At 37.9% G+C, this 17,392-nt stretch carries 25 protein-coding genes and 1 tRNA gene; 5 read left to right on the forward strand and 21 right to left on the reverse strand.

Features of this window, described 5'->3' with window-relative positions; translation table 11 throughout:
• Positions 1 to 102: 102 nt before the first annotated feature.
• From MMO38_RS09450 to MMO38_RS09485, 8 genes are all read right to left on the reverse strand, one after another.
• Positions 103 to 594: a phage terminase small subunit P27 family gene (locus MMO38_RS09450; protein WP_241323354.1), complete on the reverse strand. Its 492-nt coding sequence runs from the start codon at positions 592 to 594 to the stop codon at positions 103 to 105.
• A gap of 57 nt (positions 595 to 651) precedes the next feature.
• Complete coding sequence (locus MMO38_RS09455; RefSeq protein WP_241323449.1) at positions 652 to 1,047, reverse strand: HNH endonuclease; 396 nt, start codon at positions 1,045 to 1,047, stop codon at positions 652 to 654.
• 2 nt (positions 1,048 to 1,049) lie between these two features.
• Positions 1,050 to 1,295, reverse strand: coding sequence for a hypothetical protein (locus MMO38_RS09460; RefSeq protein WP_241323355.1), 246 nt, complete (start codon positions 1,293 to 1,295; stop codon positions 1,050 to 1,052).
• A 199-nt stretch (positions 1,296 to 1,494) separates the two neighbouring features.
• Positions 1,495 to 1,731: a hypothetical protein gene (locus MMO38_RS09465; protein WP_241323356.1), complete on the reverse strand. Its 237-nt coding sequence runs from the start codon at positions 1,729 to 1,731 to the stop codon at positions 1,495 to 1,497.
• 149 nt (positions 1,732 to 1,880) lie between these two features.
• Positions 1,881 to 2,180 carry an addiction module antidote protein gene (locus MMO38_RS09470; RefSeq protein ID WP_241323357.1) on the reverse strand — a complete coding sequence of 100 codons (300 nt, stop codon included), beginning with the start codon at positions 2,178 to 2,180 and terminating at the stop codon, positions 1,881 to 1,883.
• Positions 2,181 to 2,183: 3 nt separating this feature from the next.
• On the reverse strand, positions 2,184 to 2,480 hold the full coding sequence (locus MMO38_RS09475) for a type II toxin-antitoxin system RelE/ParE family toxin (RefSeq protein ID WP_241323358.1): 297 nt from the start codon (positions 2,478 to 2,480) through the stop codon (positions 2,184 to 2,186).
• A 70-nt stretch (positions 2,481 to 2,550) separates the two neighbouring features.
• Positions 2,551 to 2,982, reverse strand: coding sequence for a hypothetical protein (locus MMO38_RS09480; RefSeq protein WP_241323359.1), 432 nt, complete (start codon positions 2,980 to 2,982; stop codon positions 2,551 to 2,553).
• 248 nt (positions 2,983 to 3,230) lie between these two features.
• Entirely contained in the window at positions 3,231 to 4,064 is an 834-nt protein-coding gene (locus MMO38_RS09485) for a BRO family protein (RefSeq protein ID WP_241323360.1), read from the reverse strand.
• 138 nt (positions 4,065 to 4,202) lie between these two features.
• On the opposite strand from MMO38_RS09485, the gene MMO38_RS09490 reads away from it, so the two are divergent.
• Positions 4,203 to 4,601, forward strand: coding sequence for a hypothetical protein (locus tag MMO38_RS09490; RefSeq protein ID WP_241323361.1), 399 nt, complete (start codon positions 4,203 to 4,205; stop codon positions 4,599 to 4,601).
• Positions 4,602 to 4,629: 28 nt separating this feature from the next.
• On the opposite strand, the gene MMO38_RS09495 is transcribed toward MMO38_RS09490, so the two are convergent.
• From MMO38_RS09495 to MMO38_RS09525, 7 genes are read right to left on the reverse strand one after another with little or no spacing between them, the layout of a single operon-like run.
• The gene (locus tag MMO38_RS09495; protein ID WP_241323362.1) at positions 4,630 to 5,757 is read right to left on the reverse strand and encodes a hypothetical protein; all 1,128 of its coding nucleotides are present in this window, start codon (positions 5,755 to 5,757) and stop codon (positions 4,630 to 4,632) included.
• 46 nt (positions 5,758 to 5,803) lie between these two features.
• Entirely contained in the window at positions 5,804 to 6,304 is a 501-nt protein-coding gene (locus MMO38_RS09500; RefSeq protein ID WP_241323363.1) for a hypothetical protein, read from the reverse strand.
• 10 nt (positions 6,305 to 6,314) lie between these two features.
• Entirely contained in the window at positions 6,315 to 6,746 is a 432-nt protein-coding gene (locus MMO38_RS09505; RefSeq protein ID WP_234857192.1) for a hypothetical protein, read from the reverse strand.
• Positions 6,743 to 6,910, reverse strand: a complete 168-nt coding sequence (locus MMO38_RS09510; RefSeq protein ID WP_241323364.1) for a hypothetical protein — start codon at positions 6,908 to 6,910, stop codon at positions 6,743 to 6,745. The genes MMO38_RS09505 and MMO38_RS09510 overlap by 4 nt, the downstream gene beginning before the upstream one ends.
• Positions 6,907 to 7,860: a helix-turn-helix domain-containing protein gene (locus tag MMO38_RS09515; protein ID WP_241323365.1), complete on the reverse strand. Its 954-nt coding sequence runs from the start codon at positions 7,858 to 7,860 to the stop codon at positions 6,907 to 6,909. The genes MMO38_RS09510 and MMO38_RS09515 overlap by 4 nt, the downstream gene beginning before the upstream one ends.
• Positions 7,857 to 8,321, reverse strand: coding sequence for a phage regulatory CII family protein (locus MMO38_RS09520; RefSeq protein WP_241323366.1), 465 nt, complete (start codon positions 8,319 to 8,321; stop codon positions 7,857 to 7,859). Before MMO38_RS09520 ends, MMO38_RS09515 begins: the two co-directional genes overlap by 4 nt.
• A gap of 24 nt (positions 8,322 to 8,345) precedes the next feature.
• Positions 8,346 to 8,594, reverse strand: a complete 249-nt coding sequence (locus MMO38_RS09525) for a Cro/CI family transcriptional regulator (RefSeq protein ID WP_241323367.1) — start codon at positions 8,592 to 8,594, stop codon at positions 8,346 to 8,348.
• Positions 8,595 to 8,702: 108 nt separating this feature from the next.
• Here MMO38_RS09525 and MMO38_RS09530 point away from each other — a divergent pair, with 108 nt between their 5' ends.
• A complete protein-coding gene (locus MMO38_RS09530; RefSeq protein WP_241323368.1) occupies positions 8,703 to 9,395 on the forward strand; it encodes an XRE family transcriptional regulator in 693 nt (230 codons plus the stop codon).
• Positions 9,396 to 9,427: 32 nt separating this feature from the next.
• On the opposite strand, the gene MMO38_RS09535 is transcribed toward MMO38_RS09530, so the two are convergent.
• The 3 genes from MMO38_RS09535 to MMO38_RS09545 are packed head-to-tail and all read right to left on the reverse strand — an operon-like array spanning position 9,428 to position 12,079.
• The gene (locus MMO38_RS09535; RefSeq protein WP_241323369.1) at positions 9,428 to 10,576 is read right to left on the reverse strand and encodes a beta family protein; all 1,149 of its coding nucleotides are present in this window, start codon (positions 10,574 to 10,576) and stop codon (positions 9,428 to 9,430) included.
• Positions 10,577 to 10,590: 14 nt separating this feature from the next.
• Positions 10,591 to 11,814: an ImmA/IrrE family metallo-endopeptidase gene (locus MMO38_RS09540; protein WP_241323370.1), complete on the reverse strand. Its 1,224-nt coding sequence runs from the start codon at positions 11,812 to 11,814 to the stop codon at positions 10,591 to 10,593.
• Positions 11,807 to 12,079 (reverse strand): type II toxin-antitoxin system HigB family toxin, encoded by a 273-nt coding sequence (locus MMO38_RS09545; RefSeq protein ID WP_241323371.1) that lies wholly within the window; start codon positions 12,077 to 12,079, stop codon positions 11,807 to 11,809. The genes MMO38_RS09540 and MMO38_RS09545 overlap by 8 nt, the downstream gene beginning before the upstream one ends.
• Before the next feature lie 407 nt (positions 12,080 to 12,486).
• On the opposite strand from MMO38_RS09545, the gene MMO38_RS09550 reads away from it, so the two are divergent.
• The 3 genes from MMO38_RS09550 to MMO38_RS09560 are packed head-to-tail and all read left to right on the forward strand — an operon-like array spanning position 12,487 to position 14,213.
• Positions 12,487 to 12,819 carry a hypothetical protein gene (locus MMO38_RS09550; RefSeq protein ID WP_241323372.1) on the forward strand — a complete coding sequence of 111 codons (333 nt, stop codon included), beginning with the start codon at positions 12,487 to 12,489 and terminating at the stop codon, positions 12,817 to 12,819.
• The gene (locus tag MMO38_RS09555) at positions 12,809 to 13,075 is read left to right on the forward strand and encodes a hypothetical protein (protein ID WP_241323373.1); all 267 of its coding nucleotides are present in this window, start codon (positions 12,809 to 12,811) and stop codon (positions 13,073 to 13,075) included. The genes MMO38_RS09550 and MMO38_RS09555 overlap by 11 nt, the downstream gene beginning before the upstream one ends.
• A gap of 1 nt (position 13,076) precedes the next feature.
• On the forward strand, positions 13,077 to 14,213 hold the full coding sequence (locus MMO38_RS09560; RefSeq protein ID WP_241323374.1) for a phage integrase Arm DNA-binding domain-containing protein: 1,137 nt from the start codon (positions 13,077 to 13,079) through the stop codon (positions 14,211 to 14,213).
• A 146-nt stretch (positions 14,214 to 14,359) separates the two neighbouring features.
• On the opposite strand, the gene MMO38_RS09565 is transcribed toward MMO38_RS09560, so the two are convergent.
• From MMO38_RS09565 to MMO38_RS09575, 3 genes are all read right to left on the reverse strand, one after another.
• Positions 14,360 to 14,436, reverse strand: a tRNA-Val gene (locus tag MMO38_RS09565).
• 35 nt (positions 14,437 to 14,471) lie between these two features.
• On the reverse strand, positions 14,472 to 16,460 hold the full coding sequence (locus MMO38_RS09570; RefSeq protein ID WP_241323375.1) for a DUF3488 and transglutaminase-like domain-containing protein: 1,989 nt from the start codon (positions 16,458 to 16,460) through the stop codon (positions 14,472 to 14,474).
• A gap of 2 nt (positions 16,461 to 16,462) precedes the next feature.
• Positions 16,463 to 17,380 (reverse strand): DUF58 domain-containing protein, encoded by a 918-nt coding sequence (locus MMO38_RS09575; RefSeq protein ID WP_241323376.1) that lies wholly within the window; start codon positions 17,378 to 17,380, stop codon positions 16,463 to 16,465.
• Positions 17,381 to 17,392 lie beyond the last annotated feature (12 nt).

Below are 17,392 nucleotides of genomic sequence, written 5' to 3' on the forward strand. Positions count from 1 at the left end.
GCCAGTTTTACCCATTTGCACGTAGGTATTTTTCCTGAAACAACTTGCTTTGCCCACTTGTTTGCTATGTCAACGTTTGGGAAAGCTGTCATTTCTACCTCGTCACATATTCAATACCTTTGCAAACGGGTTATCTTTTGGTTTGCCATTTCCACCAGTTAAACGACTACGAGATGACGGATCCAAACCCAGCAATGAGCCGAAAGTAACCATCTGTTTTGATGCTTCGTTTAAGACTGTTAAAGCCGGATTTTTTATAACTCCACCTTGATCATTTGTCATCGTAACCCCGAACATAGCAACTTCTTTTTGGGCTGAACGCCAGTTGTGGTAAGCAATACAGAAAGCTTCAACATTGTGCATATCAGTAATCCGAAGCACTTTGTTTTTCAGTAGTTCAGGAATCACTGAACGCCACATCATGGCTGCATGCTCCATTGGAGTGATGTACTCAGGAACCTCGATATCTGTAACTTCAGAAAACTCAGGAGCATTATGATTAAGCAGTCGCTTACCCTTGTTGCCTGATGCCTTTTTTGTCTCTTGAGGTTTTGGATTTCTGCCTCGCCCAGGAACAGTCGCAACTCCACTCATTTGTCAATACCCTGAATTTTTAATTTCGCGCACGTAAAAATGTGACTTGGGGGGCGGTCATTTAGGGGCAAAGGTCTGAACTTTTTGACTCCCCCTCCCATTCTTACTGTCTTCTTTTGCCGTTTTCTCTTGGTGGCACGGCGAACAAAGCGATTGGAGGTTAACTAAGTCATCCGTACCGCCATGTTCCTTGGCCACGATATGATCCACGTCTGTTGCTTCTACGATGTAACCATTGGCCGCACAATTCACACAAAGATAATCATCACGGCGCAACGCTTGCTCACGTAGCAATCGCCATGCATGTCCGTATCCACGCTCTGTGGTTGATCCTGATCGTTGTGGGCGTTTGTTCCAGTTGCTTCGCTTGCTGGCGTGATCATCACAGTACCCTTTCTGATCTCTTGTCTTAACAAGATTAGGGCATCCATATTCTCGGCATGGTCTTGACATCATTAGTCATCCAAAGATTGATGCTGATCCTCATCCGTTGACTCATCCGTAAGCAAACATATAAGTTCTTGAATGTGATGGGATTGGTTAGTGTTGATCTGCACTAACTGCTTTATCGCTTTGATCAGTTCGTTTTGGTTTACGATCAGTTGGTTGTTTTGCTTTAGGATCTGGTTGTTTTGTCCCAACACTTGAGAGAGCGTCAATTGCTCGCTGGATGGAACTGATTGATTGTTTTGCTCGGTCATGCAGCCATTTCCTCCGTTGTTCACAACCCTGACAATTTACAAACTTCATAGATTGATCCTCGAATTTGAAAAAGAAAAAGCCCCGCTATCACATCTGTGTTAGCAGGGCTTTGTTTTCCGTAATAAGTTCGGCAAGTTCACGATTAACGTAATATAAATTACTGAGGAATTTTATTTACTTATATATCCAGTATCAAAATCAACTCTTTGTATCAGTAACTGTTCCAAATCTAGCTTTATACTCTTCGTCTGTCATAATCGAAACAAATCGCCCTTCAACTACAATCCATCTTTTTGCTGGAACTAATAGATCTAAACCATTTGGTAATGTAACTAAGAAATGATCAGGATAATCTACGCAATATCCAAGATCTAAACCTAATTCATGACAAGCATTTAAAATTCTCATTCCTTCACGAATAAAATGGGATTTCATCTAATATTTATCCACTAGTTAAGTTTTAAGTATATTTTTCATAAAAAAGCCCGCATTAGCGAGCTTTTAATAAACTTAGTGAACTATTATAACTTCGCTCACTATAGCAGAAATATGCCATACCCTTTGTACAAGGTCAAGTTATGAAATTAATGAGCAGCTTGTGGGACAATTGCAATTTTTAATCCCAATGCACCAACCACTTTTGCAATCGTTTCATAACGAGGGCTTGAATCACCTGATAATGCTTTATATAAGCTTTCACGGTTTAAGCCTGTTTTTTCTGCAATTTCTTTCATACTTCTTGCACGAGCAACAGTACCTAAAGCTTGAATAAATGCCTCTGGATCATCTTCTTCCAAAATCATTGAAAGATAATCAGCGATCGCTTCTTCACTATCTAAGTGGTCTGCCATATCAAAGCGTTTAAGCCCAGAGATTTTAACCATGATCTAATCCTCCAATGTTTTAGACAATTCAATGGCTTTGGCTATATCTCGTTGTTGAGTGGATTTATCACCTCCACCTAACATGACAATAATCACATCACCATGTTGTATGTAATACATACGCCAACCAGGACCAAAGAATTCTCGCATCTCCCAAACACCCTCACCTACTGGCTTTGTATCACCAAGGTTTCCAGATTGAACTTTCTCTAAACGGCGAGCCAATCTTCGCTTGGTTGGGTTGTCACGTAGTCCATTTAACCACTGATCAAATTCATCTGTTAAAAGTACCTGATACATGACAACCTCGTTCTGCTTATTTATATTGTAGCCTATAGGCTACAAATGTCAATTAATCACTATATTGGATTTAGCTAATATTTGCTCCATTCGCAATTTGAACCGAAGACAAGATAGATCCAAAACAGATAAACATAAGAATACCAATAACTAAGACCTGAAATAAAAAATATTCTATCGCTAGTTTTTTGTCACGTTTCCATATTTCTGAAAACTTTATTGCTTCATTTTTTGAAAATTCTAGAAATTGAACACCTTTAACCTTTGGATATAAATAACGGTTGTAGGAGTTATTAAACTCTATGTACGCATTGACTATCCACAAAGCAAATGCAACCCATAGAAATATAGTAAAAATATAAAAAGGAATGTGATCAACTGCTAATTTCAGTACATTCGATTTATATAAAAAAAGAAACGCAATACCACCAAAAATAATTTGAGCGAGTATAGTTGTCATGATTTTGTTGTAGGCTTCTCGACCTTCCTCAAAAATAAACATAGTATCTCCTAAAAATCATTAATTTTCATAAAGTTAAAGTTATTATGTTTGCAAACATGGAGCTAAAGATAATGCTTATTTTTCGACAAAACAATATGCTTAATCTTTGATTTTTAATAATATTAATACGATTTTGCAACTGATTTCTTACATAGCTTCTGCTTAAATACCGAATATAAAGCGCCAACTTTTCCGAGTCGGCGCTTTTTTTTGTTTACAATTCTCTCAGTATTTTTTAGAAAAAAACGTTAAGCAGGCGCATTAAACCAATTCGGATTTGTCTCCATCAACTCACCGTTAGAAAAAGAAACCTGTCTGAAATTTTGGCTGACCAGTGGCTCGCCGTTTTCCCCTTTCAAGTTGTACCGTTTGCTTAGTTTCAGTGCAAGCTGATTAGAGCGAACGATTAAGCCTGAGTAAGTAAAGAAGTCATTTGGGTTTAAATATCTCAATGCATTCCAAACACCCATCATTTTAAAGTTTTGTTGGATGACAGCTTCTACTAATTGTTGCACAGCATGTTGATCTTGGCGTTGTAGTTCATTACTACGTGCAACCACGGCAGTTAGGTTATGCACATACTCAACGGCGAATGGTAAAACATCCTGTGGAATCTCATCGACTTTGTCCACGTCAAAGCGTTGATTAATCATTTTATAAACTTCAACTGTATTGAAGTTAGATTTACTGACTAAAACCGCTACGGCTTCTGCTAGCGGGATGCGATCGCGAATATCAGTCAAAGCTTGTGGTTTGCTTTCTTTTTCTAAAATATCTAGCACCCACTTTCTAAAATCTTTAGCAACTGGAGTACGGGCAAACATGGCAATCAGATGTGCGCCTCTTAATGAGAAAATTCGGTTATCCATTGCAATTAAGCCAGTCGTTCTAACGGTAGCCAAATTGACCACCGTTGTCATACTAGATAAAAACTCATCTGAGTAACGATTATATATTTTAGTCACTGATCGACTATCAGAGTAACCTAGAGCTTTAGCTAGCTCTGATGAAGTAATCCAAATTTGGTCATCGTTTTGTTGTATAGGATGAAATTGGATAGCGTTAAATGATAGACTATTCATGTCTTATCTCCTTGCAGGGATTAGATAGAAGCCTCGATTGCCGTCCAAAGTTCTCGGGGCTTTTTTGCACCTAAATTTAGGTGCATTGACATTAATTTACATGTACCTATAATTAGTGTCAAGAGCAAGGAGATAATCATGCAGAAACAGACAAATTTCATTAAAACGCAAGTCCGCTTACCTCCTGAATTACATCAACAATTAGTAGATTTCGCAGATGAGTTTGATTATTCGCTTAACAGTGCAATGATTGAATTATTAAAAAAAGCTTTGGAAAATAAAATAGATACCAGTGAAGAGAAGACTAGTGTTGAATCGAAGAACTCGGGGAGATCAATTTATTTCAATGACTTAAATTGTATAGCTGAGTCAAAAAATGAACCTCTACACGAACGTACAGCACGTGTTGAGCAAATGATTTCAAATCTGTTCTACCGCAATCCTCAGTTCGAGTTAATTAATATTGAAACTCTGAATAATGGAGAGAAAATTCGCTATTGGTACTCTATTCCAAGAAGTGAAAGTTTTAGCGATTAAAAAGCACCTTATGGTGCTTTTTATTTAATTAACTCAGAATTTCATTTAATTTAGTGTGTAAGCGCTCATCAGTACCAATATACTTAATTGGAATAGACGAAGTAAATGTGGAAATATTTCCGTCAGACTGTTTATGCTTCAAGTTAACCATTAAAGATGCTAATCTTACTAAAGGCTTGTCAGAGGTTACAACAACATAATTTTTATCAGGAAAGTCTTTTGATTTATTTAATAATAATTCGATTAAATTAATATCAAATAAAGCATTATAAACTTTTTCACTATCAACTTCAGAGTGTGGTTTTAATACATTTCTAATTGGGGAATCATCTTGCGGAGAAGATATAATTAAAAGACTACAAATCACAACAATATCTTTACGACTAATACCAATCTGATCAGCTACATCGATAATTTTCTCCCACTTATCAATAATTTTATCTATATTAGGGGAGGGATTTAACAATAGACTTTGTACATTTTTCAAAAAACTACCTCGTAGTTCGATAGTAGGTCTTAAATAATCGATTAATTTTTTTACATAGCAATCTAGCTCAATGTCCTGATATTGAACAATTGGAGTATCAGGCAAAATTTCATTAACCTTTGTTCTAGCCTCTGAAATTTGTTGAGTAATTTGTTCAAAGGTTAAGAAATTATTTTCATTTCCCTCCATTGCATATGGGAGAATATCTATTTGAACACACATTTCATTAAAGTCAGCCAACAAATTATCTCTATACTCTTGTTTAATATCATTTTTTAAAAAATATTGTTTAATTCTACTAATGAAATTCCTATCACCTAAAACCCTTGAGTTGGTCATTCCTATATTAATCGGCAACCAACCACCAGGAACTATACAAAAAACTTCAATTCTATTTTCAAAATTAAAGTCTAGTGAAATTTTTTCAGAATATTCTTTTGTTATAGGAGTTCGAATACCATTTTCAAATTTGAAAGAGTTTTTGATTTTTAAATTGATATCTAAAGTTATTTCTTTTGAATTATCTAAATATAAATCAAGACTATCTAAATCTAACGGTTCAGCCCTCCACTCCCTAAATACAATAGCCTTAGGACCTCCCCCACCTTCACGATCATTAGATGCAAAAACCAAAGCGCCTTCTTTTAGATCAAAAATTGTTTCTTCCATTTTAATTCAACAATTCTGAAAATTATTTTATATTACATATATCTAATTAAAAATACAAAATAAACCCATACCGACAATGCAACGCAGCCAAGCCACACTTCACATCCATACGTGCATCCATCTGACTGCGTTCATCTGTCACCATCTCAGCCCATGAGTTGCCATAAAAGTATCGGCCGATGATTGCATCCATCCAATCATCCATAATCTCAGACTGACCGAACATATCTAATATCAAACGCTGTACGGCGCGAGCTTCATTGTCATTGATTTGGCAGCTTATACGGCTGTTCTTGATTTTAGGTGGTTCAAAGTCCCCTGCGAGATAATCAACAATGATCTGTTGCTGTTTCTTTTTAGAGAGCTTCTTATACTTTCTCGCTTTGGCTGCGCTATCCATCGCGATCGCAATTGGATTAACAATGCGTCCACATGTACCCATTGCAGATAACATCCACGCACCGAACTGGTAGAGCCAGCCTTCCAAATCAAATCGAGTCCAATCCACACTTTGCAAGATATGTTGGTTTACTACTGCAGCATTCATTCTCTATTCCTCAAAACTTAGCAAATCGTTTAAATACCAACATGGCCGCATCTCGCGCATGTTCATTGGTTCGACCTTTCCAACCTGTCATTCGGATAAAGTCTGTTGCATGCTTTTTGGTGGCATTGGCTGCGGGGTGAATCATCTTGTAGGTGTAGCCCTGCTCTTTGCACCAGTCTTCCCAAATCTGAGCGTCTCGTTTTACAGATCCAACGCCTTGTGCTTTTTCACGTCCACCTGTAAACCAAGTACGTTTTCTAGCGTCTTCGATATACAAGCAAACGTTTTGCGCTCCCCATATGCCAATGTACTTTTGCACTTTGGTCATGGCTTGTGTGATGGATAGGCTTTCCACCTGTTCAAGTTCTCCGCCGTTGCCTCGGTCAGCAGCTACGGCGAAACCTGTATTCACTCCAGTATCAATCCCGATCAAGATTTTCATGCTTGCTTCATCCCTAACTCGATCTTGTTATTCAAAAACATGTGGTTCACTGAACCGATGTATCCACACCAACCAAATGTGTCGCTCCAGTAGGTCCATGTGCCGTTTTGGTTTTGCCAAAATGTCCCATCGTTTTCGATGTGTGTTGTGCCCTCAGGAATCATGCTGCCTCCTTCAAGTTGCCGCTAAAGCCGACTTGCTTCAGGTAGCCTTCCCATTTTTTGGCTTGGGTTGGGTTTTGTAGTTTTACGGCGATGCGTGCAGCCAGTTTTTCAAATGATTCACCCGGTTCGCTGTATTTGCCCGAAAATTCAGGATGGTGTGCCAGTTTCTGAGCAAAGCTCGCAATTTGTTTGTCGCTGAGCTGCTTTGGGTTTTCGGATGCAGTGGTTCTGCTGTACCCCGTTTTTTCAGTGTTTGAATATTTGCTTCGGTATGCGTTGAGCAACCAATCGGCAAAGTGAAAATTCATCAGTGCATCGCAAAGGGATCTGTCTTGGTTGTAAATTTCGAATGCGCGTTTTTCTCGTTCAGCCCATTTTGCGTTCAGGATGGTTTCTGGTTCGATGCTGTCATCCGCCAATGAAATTTCTTCACGAAGTTTTTTCAAGCAAAACCAGTCTTTTTTGTTTTTAGATTCTTCTTGAAGATTCTTTGGTAGATTCCGTGTACCACTGTTGGGACTGTTAGGTGGAATTGTTGGTACTCTTTCATGGGAAGAATGGTACTGTTCCATTGTTGGTACTGTTCCACTTTCGGTACTGTTTAAATCGGGGTTTTCCTGTTTAAAGAGTTCCGTTGTTGGTACGGTTTTATTTTCTCGTCCTGAAACGCCACACAAGCGATAAACTTTGACTTGTTTGGTTACTCCTTTTCTTTCACCTGTATCAGCAATCAATCCATCTTCGATCAATTCAGCGATGATCTTCATCACTGTTTTACGGTCGAGTGTGGTGTCGTCTCTTAGTCGGTTAATACTTGGGAAACAGGTATGGTCTTCTCCTGCTCGATCGGCAAGTGACAACAGTACTAATCGTTTTAGTGCTTTTAAGCTGCCGCTAGCTCGTTCAGGGAATTGAACATCCCATGCCCATTTGGTTGCATCTAAGCTCATGGGGTTACCTCTTTTTTATCGTCTACGCACTGGTGTATCTGCGTATCGAGTTCAGCCAATATTTCGTGGAGTCGGTGGATCACCCTAGACATGTCTATAGCTTCCCCGCGTGTGATGCGTCCGTCTGCCATCATTTCTTTAAATAGCGTGTAGACGTTTCCGCCTTTCATTCCAAAGGTCAGGACGAGATCGGTTAGTGCTGCATCTCGGCTTTCGGGTATGTCAGGCAGGTTGATTGCCACTTTGCCGTGTTGGGCATTGAGGCTTTGCAGTATTCGGTAGTCGTTGGTGAGTGCCATCAGTTTTGATGCTTCGAGTAGCGTCAAGTGATGGGTGTCTGTGTTTGGATTGACTTTGCTGTTTAGTACGGCGGGACTTTTGATGCCCATACGAGGAGCAAGTACCGATGCGCCGCCTTTGTAGTCATGCACAGTGTTATAAGCAGCATCTAATATGTTCATATCGAGTTCCTTTGAACGTTTTTATTAGATTGCATGCCTAATAATATTGTTTTGAATGATTGGTTCTCTTAGTTCAATCCAGATTTCTTCATATGTATTTGGGAAAATTTCTTTACGTGTACTTATTCCTTTTTCTTCAGCAATTACAGCCAAACGAATTTTGCGATCAGTTGGAATAGCCTTCCATCCACTTACAGAAGAAGGTTTTATTCCTAATAAACGAGCAACGGCGTTACATCCACCCAATGCATCTATAAGTTGGTTGTCTGTCATGTTTAGCTCCTAATTTTCAAACCCAATTATTAGGCATTCCTTATATTTTATCAATAGGAATGCCTAATTTAATTCGTGTTAGGATTGCCTAATTACTTGGATCAGATTATGAAAACATTAGCTGAACGACTTAGATACGCAATGGAAGTATTACCACCTAAAAGAATTAAGGGGGTTGATCTTGCTCGTGCAGTTGGGGTTAAACCTCCATCTGTAAGTGATTGGCTTACGGGAAAATCTAAAACAATGGAAGGTGAAAATCTTTTAAAAGCTTCTAAATTTTTAGGTGTAAGTGCCAACTGGTTGGCTTCTGGAATTGGTAACCCAACTGATAAAAACAAGCTAATTATTAAAAATGAAGAATTATCTAATATCTTGTATAGAGATTTAAGATTACATAAAATTCCTGTCTTTGATTATGTTCAAGCAGGACAATGGAAAGAAGTCTCATACGATGGTGCAACTCCACTAAGCTATACTTATACTGATTATATTGGTACAGTCCCTGAAGCAATTTTTTGTGTGATTGTACAAGGCAATAGTATGGAACCTGATTTCAAAGAGGGTGACATGCTAATTGTCGATTCATCAATAACTCCTAAACCCGGAAGTTTTGTTATTGCTCAGAATGGTTCACATGAGGCTACTTTTAAGAAATATAGAGTAGTTTCTCATGATGAATATGGACGTGATGTCTTTGAACTAATTCCACTTAATAGCGACTACCCAACGCTTTTCTCAAAAATGCATAACATTCGAATTATTGGTGTAGTGGTCAGACATATGCGAGATTTCAAATAGGGCAAGAGAGTATTCTCTTACCCTATTTATTTTTAAACTGTCAAATATTTTACTGTGCCAAGGGCGATTTCATAAGTTCGAATTTCATCTAAACAATAAACCACATGATGGCATGTATCATTTACAATCCATTCTGGATGCCCTCCATTAAATTTTTTCTCGGAGCATAGTTTTATTCTTTTATCTCCAAAACTATATGTTTCACCCATATAGTGTCTTGATTCTACAACTTTTTTTGCTAAACCCCAAATTTGCTTTTCTTTACTTTTCCCCTCTCCTCTAACCATATGCCCCCTGACGATATAGAAAGCTTTATCTATGGTATATCGGATCTTAGCATTTGCATTACCACCAATTCCTGCTGGTCCTTCTGCAGACTCTGCTGGTTTAACGCCGTAATCACCATAAATAATATTTAAATTTTCGTAAGTTCTTTTGATATATTGCCAAGAACTCATCTCCTTTCTTGGAAGAATATTTGTTTGATCTTTTGCGGCAGCTTTATCAATTGTTGTAGGCATCGAACAGCCAGCAGTTATAAATTGGCTATAACCACTTTTTGATAACAATTTAATAATATGTTCATAGTCATCTAAAACTGTATCTTCATCTGTATTAAAGAGAGAACCAGCATCAATCAAAATAACAACTTTATCTTTAGATAGAACTAGATCTTTAAGAATTGAATCAACATTATCTAAAAAATAACTTGGATCCTCACTATCTTCAATAGCCGTTTTATCTAGTCTAAAACAATAAAATGGGGCTGTATCAAAATGAACAGTTTTATAAAATTGTTTATAAGTCTCATTTTCCCAACGATCATAACCAATGACAGGAATAACTTTTACATTATTCTCAATCAATGAATGAACAACTTTGGAAATAACAAGCTCACCTGTTTCAATTGTACTATTTGGTTCCCAACGATAATTATCAATTAATGCATATTTATTTGATAATACACTTGCTAAATTATCACAAATTTCATCAAGTTGATCCTCAATAAGTGCTGTTGAGGACTCTAATCTTTTAGGGATTTTATCTTTCGTAGGATCTTTCACTAATGGAACATCCATTAATGGTATTACGCCTTCCAGCTGATCATCTTCAACTAAATGCTTTAAAGCTTTAATTTCACTTGGTAAAGCCTTTAGTATAGGCATATAAGAAAAGTTCATAATCATTGATCTCACTAAATTTGGTCAAACAATTTTTCAAACAATACCCTGACTTCACCTTGTCCGATATATTTGTGAAATAAGGTATAATTTCCTAAATCCTTTCTTAAACGCCCAGCTATGATTGCTGGATGTATCCTCAACTCCTTTGCAAGGATCTCAATATTTTCGTTACTCGGCTCAATATATGCTCGTGATCTCCTCCATACTCCTCTAGGTATAAATGCCTCCGAAGCTAGTCTATTTGCTTCAGCCTCTCTACGATCCTCTGATGAAACATCTAAATCATCCATAAAAGCATCATCAGAATCTAAATGTTTCCAAACATGAATAACCTCATGTAACAGAGTAAACCAAAAATTATCCACTCGATCATAACGAAGTGTTAATCCGATAATTGGTGTACCATCCTTATCCTTTAATGCAGCGCCATCCAATAATGTGCCTTTGAGATGAGGCTCTATAATTAAAATAATTCCCTTTTCATTTAACCATTGTCTTGCTAATAATGGACCTTCATTAAATCGACTTAGCTGTGCAAGCTCTCTAATTGATGATAAATCTAAACTGTCTATCTGAAATTTAGGAAATGTCTCAGATTTAATAGCTCTAGCTTCATTAATTATTCTAGCTAACCATGCATAAAGTGCATATTTTGATGTAACAGATTCAGCCTCACCAGACAATGACCTTCTAAATGATGCAGTACCAAAACTAAGACCTGCTTGCTCAATATAATGCTTTACACTATTTTCAACAATACTGGAGTTTCCCTTCTCAATTATATTCACCCAACCTCTTTTAAGCATTTCTTTCAATGGAAATTTTTTCCAATCAAAATTATCTTCGGCTGATGAATATAAGTCACTTTCATTTAGACCTATTAATGTTTCTACTGAAATTCCTAGACCTAAAGAAAGGTTCTTAATCATATCTACAGTAAGATTCCTCTTACCATTCAAAACTTCAGAAACTCGACTACTAGTACCAAAGTAAGGAATTAAATCAGCTTGCTTTAAGTTTTTTTCATGCATTCTAAATTTGATAGCATCAATAGGATTTGGTTGTTCAATTGGAAATGCCTTACTTTCGTAATCTTCGATTAATACTGCGAGTAAATCTAATTTATCACTTTCTGGTGATCCTATTTTTGGTTCCAAAGATATTAGAGACTGTATTTCATTCAGATATGCTTCATATTGAGCATTTGAACGAATAACTTTTAACTCTTCAAACATGATCTCTAACCCTTATTTCCATAACTACAGCAATTGATTGGGTAAAATTAATATTTAGTAAAATCGAATGCATTTGATCTCTTACATGAAATTCAAAAACACCCTTAGATACTTCTTTCGCACTCAAAGGATATTGATTTAAAACTTGTTCAGGGCATTTCCATTTGGCGTGCTTAACTTCAGCTACCCAACTGCATAACCAAGACTGAATTTCATTATTCAAAGATTTTAAGATAAGAAGCTTACCTTGCCCAATTAGACGCATGACTTTACTTTCTTCCCAATTTGGTAAAAATATAACACAATTAAATAAAATACCAAATTGGGAATTATATTAATTGATTAAATTTTCGCACATTGATAAAAATTAGGCAAGCCTATTGACTATATAATTAGGTTTACCTAATATAAATTAAGTAATCAATAAAAAAGCACCCATGAGTTCGAAGGCAGGGGTGCTTTGCAATTAAGCGAGATAAGTATGAAACAAAAGCCTATACACAGTCAAACGACACCTATCCTTTTTCAACATCCAACGGCGGCAGATCTTCGCCTGTCAGTTTGGAAAGTCATATACATCAACCTCAAAGAATTTAGCCGCTTTTCCCTACTCGCCTTTTTACTTTGGCTATTCATCCAATTTTGCTATCTAGTGATTGGAGGGTAAAAACAATGGAAATTAAAGAAGTTAGGATACACCATATTCCCGCTCAAAATGGAGTCGACCCAATTGATGTTTTCATCGCTTGGTATGGAGAACATAAATCTCAAATTACAATACGTTGTTGGGACTGTGCTTGGACTGGTTATCGTGGTTCACATTGGACAGAAAAAGTAGAAAAATACTTAGTAAATTGCGTAGATGAAGGAATGACAGACCACTTGGTTCAATTATTTTCAAGAACGCGTAGTGCTAAAGAAATTAAATGGCTAACTAAGATAATTGGAAATATTCACCAATATTTTAAATGTCTTGAATCGGAGGCAACTCCAAATGGCGACTAATATCAAAAGAATTAAACTCACCATCTTTGCTGAAAAATATTGGACAGATGAAGACTCTCGACCATGCCGTGCAACACTCATTAGCCATATCCAACGCGGTTGGTTAAGTGGAAAGAAAATAGGTACGCAATGGTATATCGAATGCACATCTTGGGGCGCACCTCTCTACTACAACAGCGATACACCCAAAATTGCATTGGAATCTCCACCTGTAACAGGCAATCCGATCGCAGATCGAATATTAGCTGAGATATGACATGACACCACGACCACGCGGAAAAGGGAGTCTCGACCTCCCACCCCATGTCGAGATTGATAAAAAGTCGAATGGTACGATTTACTACCGTTATATGTTGCCAAATGGACAACGCAAATCACTCGGCAAAGATCGTAATGAAGCTATCGTCGCGGCGATGGCTTTAAATGCGGCATTGGACAGACATCCTGATATCGTCGCAAAGATTCTAGAGAGCAATCGCAAAGTTACAACCAACATTCCAAACTTTGAAGATGGCTTAAAAGAGTTTCTACAACTACGATTATCTGAAAAGACCTATGCCAAATCGACATTGACCATTATCAATGCCAACTGCGATAAATACATCGAGACTTGGGGCTCGATCTATTGCAATGAAATCACTTTGAATATGTTGGCCACTTATTTAAAAGAACAAACGCCGTTCCAAGCAGAAAAGCATCGTTCTTTACTGATCGACATATTTAAATACTTCGTGGCAAATGGTTGGGCGAATGACAACATCGCCGAGAAAACCTTAAAACCGATTCGACCGAAGAAAACGCGGCAACGACTGAGCAATGAAACACTTGCTCAAATACGCGCTGTAAGCCCTGATTGGTTGAAGTATGCAATCGACTTGGCGCTGCATTCAACTCAACGCCGTGGCGATCTAGTGGCTCTGTTACGCACGGCGGTGAATGTGAAAGAAAATACATTTACCGTGTTGCAGCACAAGTCATTAAATTATGACAAGCAAATCTATATCGAAGTGGATATGCATCCTGAACTGGCAGAAGCTGTGGTGAAGTGCCTTGAAAATTCATTCCGTTTGAACTGCCCTTACCTCATTGCCACTCGTCCTGTTCGCATCACGGCGCATAACCGCGCTGTGAAGTTACATGCATTTGCTGTGACTGAAGATCACCTGACCAAGCAATTCCAAAAGTATCGGGATTTGTCGGGTGCATGTGATCACTTAGAGCCGAGACAAAGACCATCTTTTCATGATCTACGTGCGTTGGGTATTTTCAATATTACCGAGAAATATGGCAAAGCTTATGCTCAGGCATTGGCTGGTCATGCGACCGAAAAAATGACGGATCACTACCTACAAGGACATGAAGAACCAAAGCCTCAACGAGTCAGTTTTAGGTGATTTTTTAAATTCTAAACACGGCGATTTATTGTACTTATTCACATTAAAACCGAACGGAGTTCCCCGAAAATACCCCTAAAAGTCCCCGAAAACAAAAAAGCCCACTTTTTGAGTGGGCTTTAATATACTGTTTTCACAGTGAATTTTGGTAGGTATATCCAGACTCGAACTGGAGACCTCTACGATGTCAACGTAGCGCTCTAACCAACTGAGCTATACACCTAGAATGAAAAGCATGATATTCATTTTTTTGCATGATCACAAGTTTTTTTGATCTTGTTTGATCACAACCGCACAGTCTTTAAGCAACTTTTTAAATTGTTGTAGATCAGAATCATTCATTTGCTCTAAAAATACCATTTTCTGATAAAGCACAAACACTTGTTCAAATGGTTCTGAATTTTCAACAGTTAAAGATAAACGCTGCATCCACGTTTGGAAGGTTTCAACTGGCATTTTTTGCAAAGGTTTTGGAAGCTGTTTCTGAAACTTTAAAATCATCCGCTGATATGCCGCTTGTTGCTTACGGTGTCGCCACCAAGCAAAAAACAAATAAGTAATTAAAACTCCACTTATACTGACGATTAACACCACCACATAGCCATAAGTTGAATCAAGACCCAGTTTAGCCAGCCAATTTTTCTGTTTTTCAGCATCGTATCCTACAACCTTGCTTTGCCATTGATAGCTTAAATAATCACTCCAAACCCGTACATTTTTAAGAAACTTAAACTGCTGTAAGCGCCAAGCTTTCGCTTGCTGATCGCCCCAAATACGTTGATCTTGCGCCAGATAATCCTGCATACCCGTATCAATACGTTGCGGTGCAATCATTGCGGTTGGGTCTATCCTTTTCCACTTTCCATCTAAATAAACCTCACTCCATGCATGAGCATCTAGTTGACGAACCTCCCAACTTTTCGCATCAAATGCTGGCTGCCCTCCTTGGTAACCCGTTACTACTCGAGCAGGAATTCCGACATAACGCATCAGCATCACGAAGCTAGATGCATAATGTTCACAAAAGCCTTTACGACTGGAAAATAGGAACTGATCTATACGATCGCCACCCAACGTTCCCGGACTTAATGTGTAGACAAAACCATTTTTACGATACCACTCTAAAACAGCTTGCACATATTTTTCAGGATGTTGGTGGCTTTTCTCAAAAAGCTCGATGGCTAATTGTTGGGCTTTTTGATCTCGTGTTTCATCAAATCGGGTGTTTAGTTCAAACTGACGTTCAGCCAATACACTTGGCTCTGCGGTACTTCGTCCTAACCAGTGCATTTGTATCGGTTGATTTCGTTTGATCAGTTTTGTAGGACGAATACTATCGTCCTGATAGAGCTGTAAATATCGCTCTTGGGGAATTGAATATTCTAAACCCATAATCCAGTTGGCTTGTTCATCAGCAGGCAAATACTGATAAGCGACACTCCGTGCAGTGCTTTGCGTGTTTTTTGCATGTTGATTAAAAATACTACTGGTCCATGTCGCACCATCATATTCATCTAAAACTAAAGCACGCCAATACAACTCTTTACGGTTTGGAAACTGATACATGTCAGCTACAACACGAAAGGCTAAAGCAGTAGACTGAGATAAGCGCGCAATATCTCCGGGTGACATTCGATCGCTCATCCCCGTAACTGCTCGATCATTCTGAATCGGAATGGCCCAAAGCGGTGGTAAGCGCGGGAAGAAAATAAACAACAAAATAAAAAATGGCGTTGCTATAGCAATGAACTTAAAAACTTGTTTAACATCTTGTTTTAATTGACTGGAAGACAAAGTATTTTGATTAAACAAACCTGTTTGAATACGATACAAGCCCAATAAGCACATAACAAAGGTTGCAAGAACAATCATTGCCATCCAAAAAGCTTGGCTATGTAAAAGTAAACTTGCACCCACGAATAAGGCAAAATTAAATACAATCAATAAATCACGTGTACTTTTAGCTTCAAGACTTTTGGCAAATAGGCAGGCACTCAGTAAAGCAACACCAGGTTCAACACCAAGCAAACTTTGATAATGCAAATAGATCAGCGCAAATGATGCCAAAGCAAAAATAATGAGTAGCAGTTTCGGAAAAGGCTTTAAATTTTGTTTGTGATAGCGCCAAACCAAGATCAACCACACAATTCCCCATAAACCACTGAGCGAGGTGGGGATAAACGCAATCTGTCCCAACAAAATCAATGCGAGCACAGCTAAAACACAGAAATAAATTTGTTTTGTCATGCTTAGGCCTGCGCCAGTAAAAGTTTTGCTTGAATCAACTGAGATGAGCCTTGTCCACTTTCCAATCTAGCATGCGGCAAAATCAAGGCATAATCATCGCCAAACTGTTCACACTGCTCAATCAATCCCATCATAAAACTTAATTTTTCTTCATGGCTTTGTGCAGGTATCTGTTGATAATCAATTTCTAAATATTGATGATTGGCTTGGGCTTCAAACATTTTAATAAAAAAACCCTGTCCTCGCGCGACTTGCTTCCATGCCACATTTTGATAAGAATCCCCTTGCTGAAAAGTTCTCAGTTCACGAAATTCATCCAAACGATCGTTGGCATTGCTTGGCTGATTTTTATGTTCTTTTTGCCAATCATAAGCTTTCGGTGCAATCCACACTTTTTGCTTTAGATATAAATAGCTCCAAGCGCGAACCAATCCCAATGGATAAGTCGAATAGATTTTTATCGCATCAAAAGAATATTCGCCACGCTGTTGTGGGAAGAAATACAGTTCAAAACTTTGTTGCTTTTGATCTAAATAAAGATTTTGCTCTTGTTCTTGCCATTGAATCCGTAAATATCGAGCTGCATTCGATTTCTGTTTAAGAATAAGTTTGAGTATTAAAACCTGCCCCACTTGTCCGACTTCAGTGGCAACAACATCAACCTGTAAAGCATGTAACTGTTTAAATGTTAAATAAAAACTGACGCATAAAATTGCACTCATTAAAAAGCAAAAACCTAAAATCAAGTTATTGCCATAGTTAATGCCAGCGATAAAAGTAATTAAGATCAAAACGAGATATAAAAAGCCCTGCGTATAAACAAAAACTAAAATGTCTTTTTGTAAGAATGTTTTGCTGTGCTCTATCTGAAATCGTTTAGATATCCATTGCAATATCTGAGGCTTGAAGCGACTTCGCATGCATCTATCCTC

Origin of the sequence: Acinetobacter sp. NIPH 1852 (assembly GCF_022549455.1) — a bacterium.
Taxonomy (GTDB): domain Bacteria; phylum Pseudomonadota; class Gammaproteobacteria; order Pseudomonadales; family Moraxellaceae; genus Acinetobacter.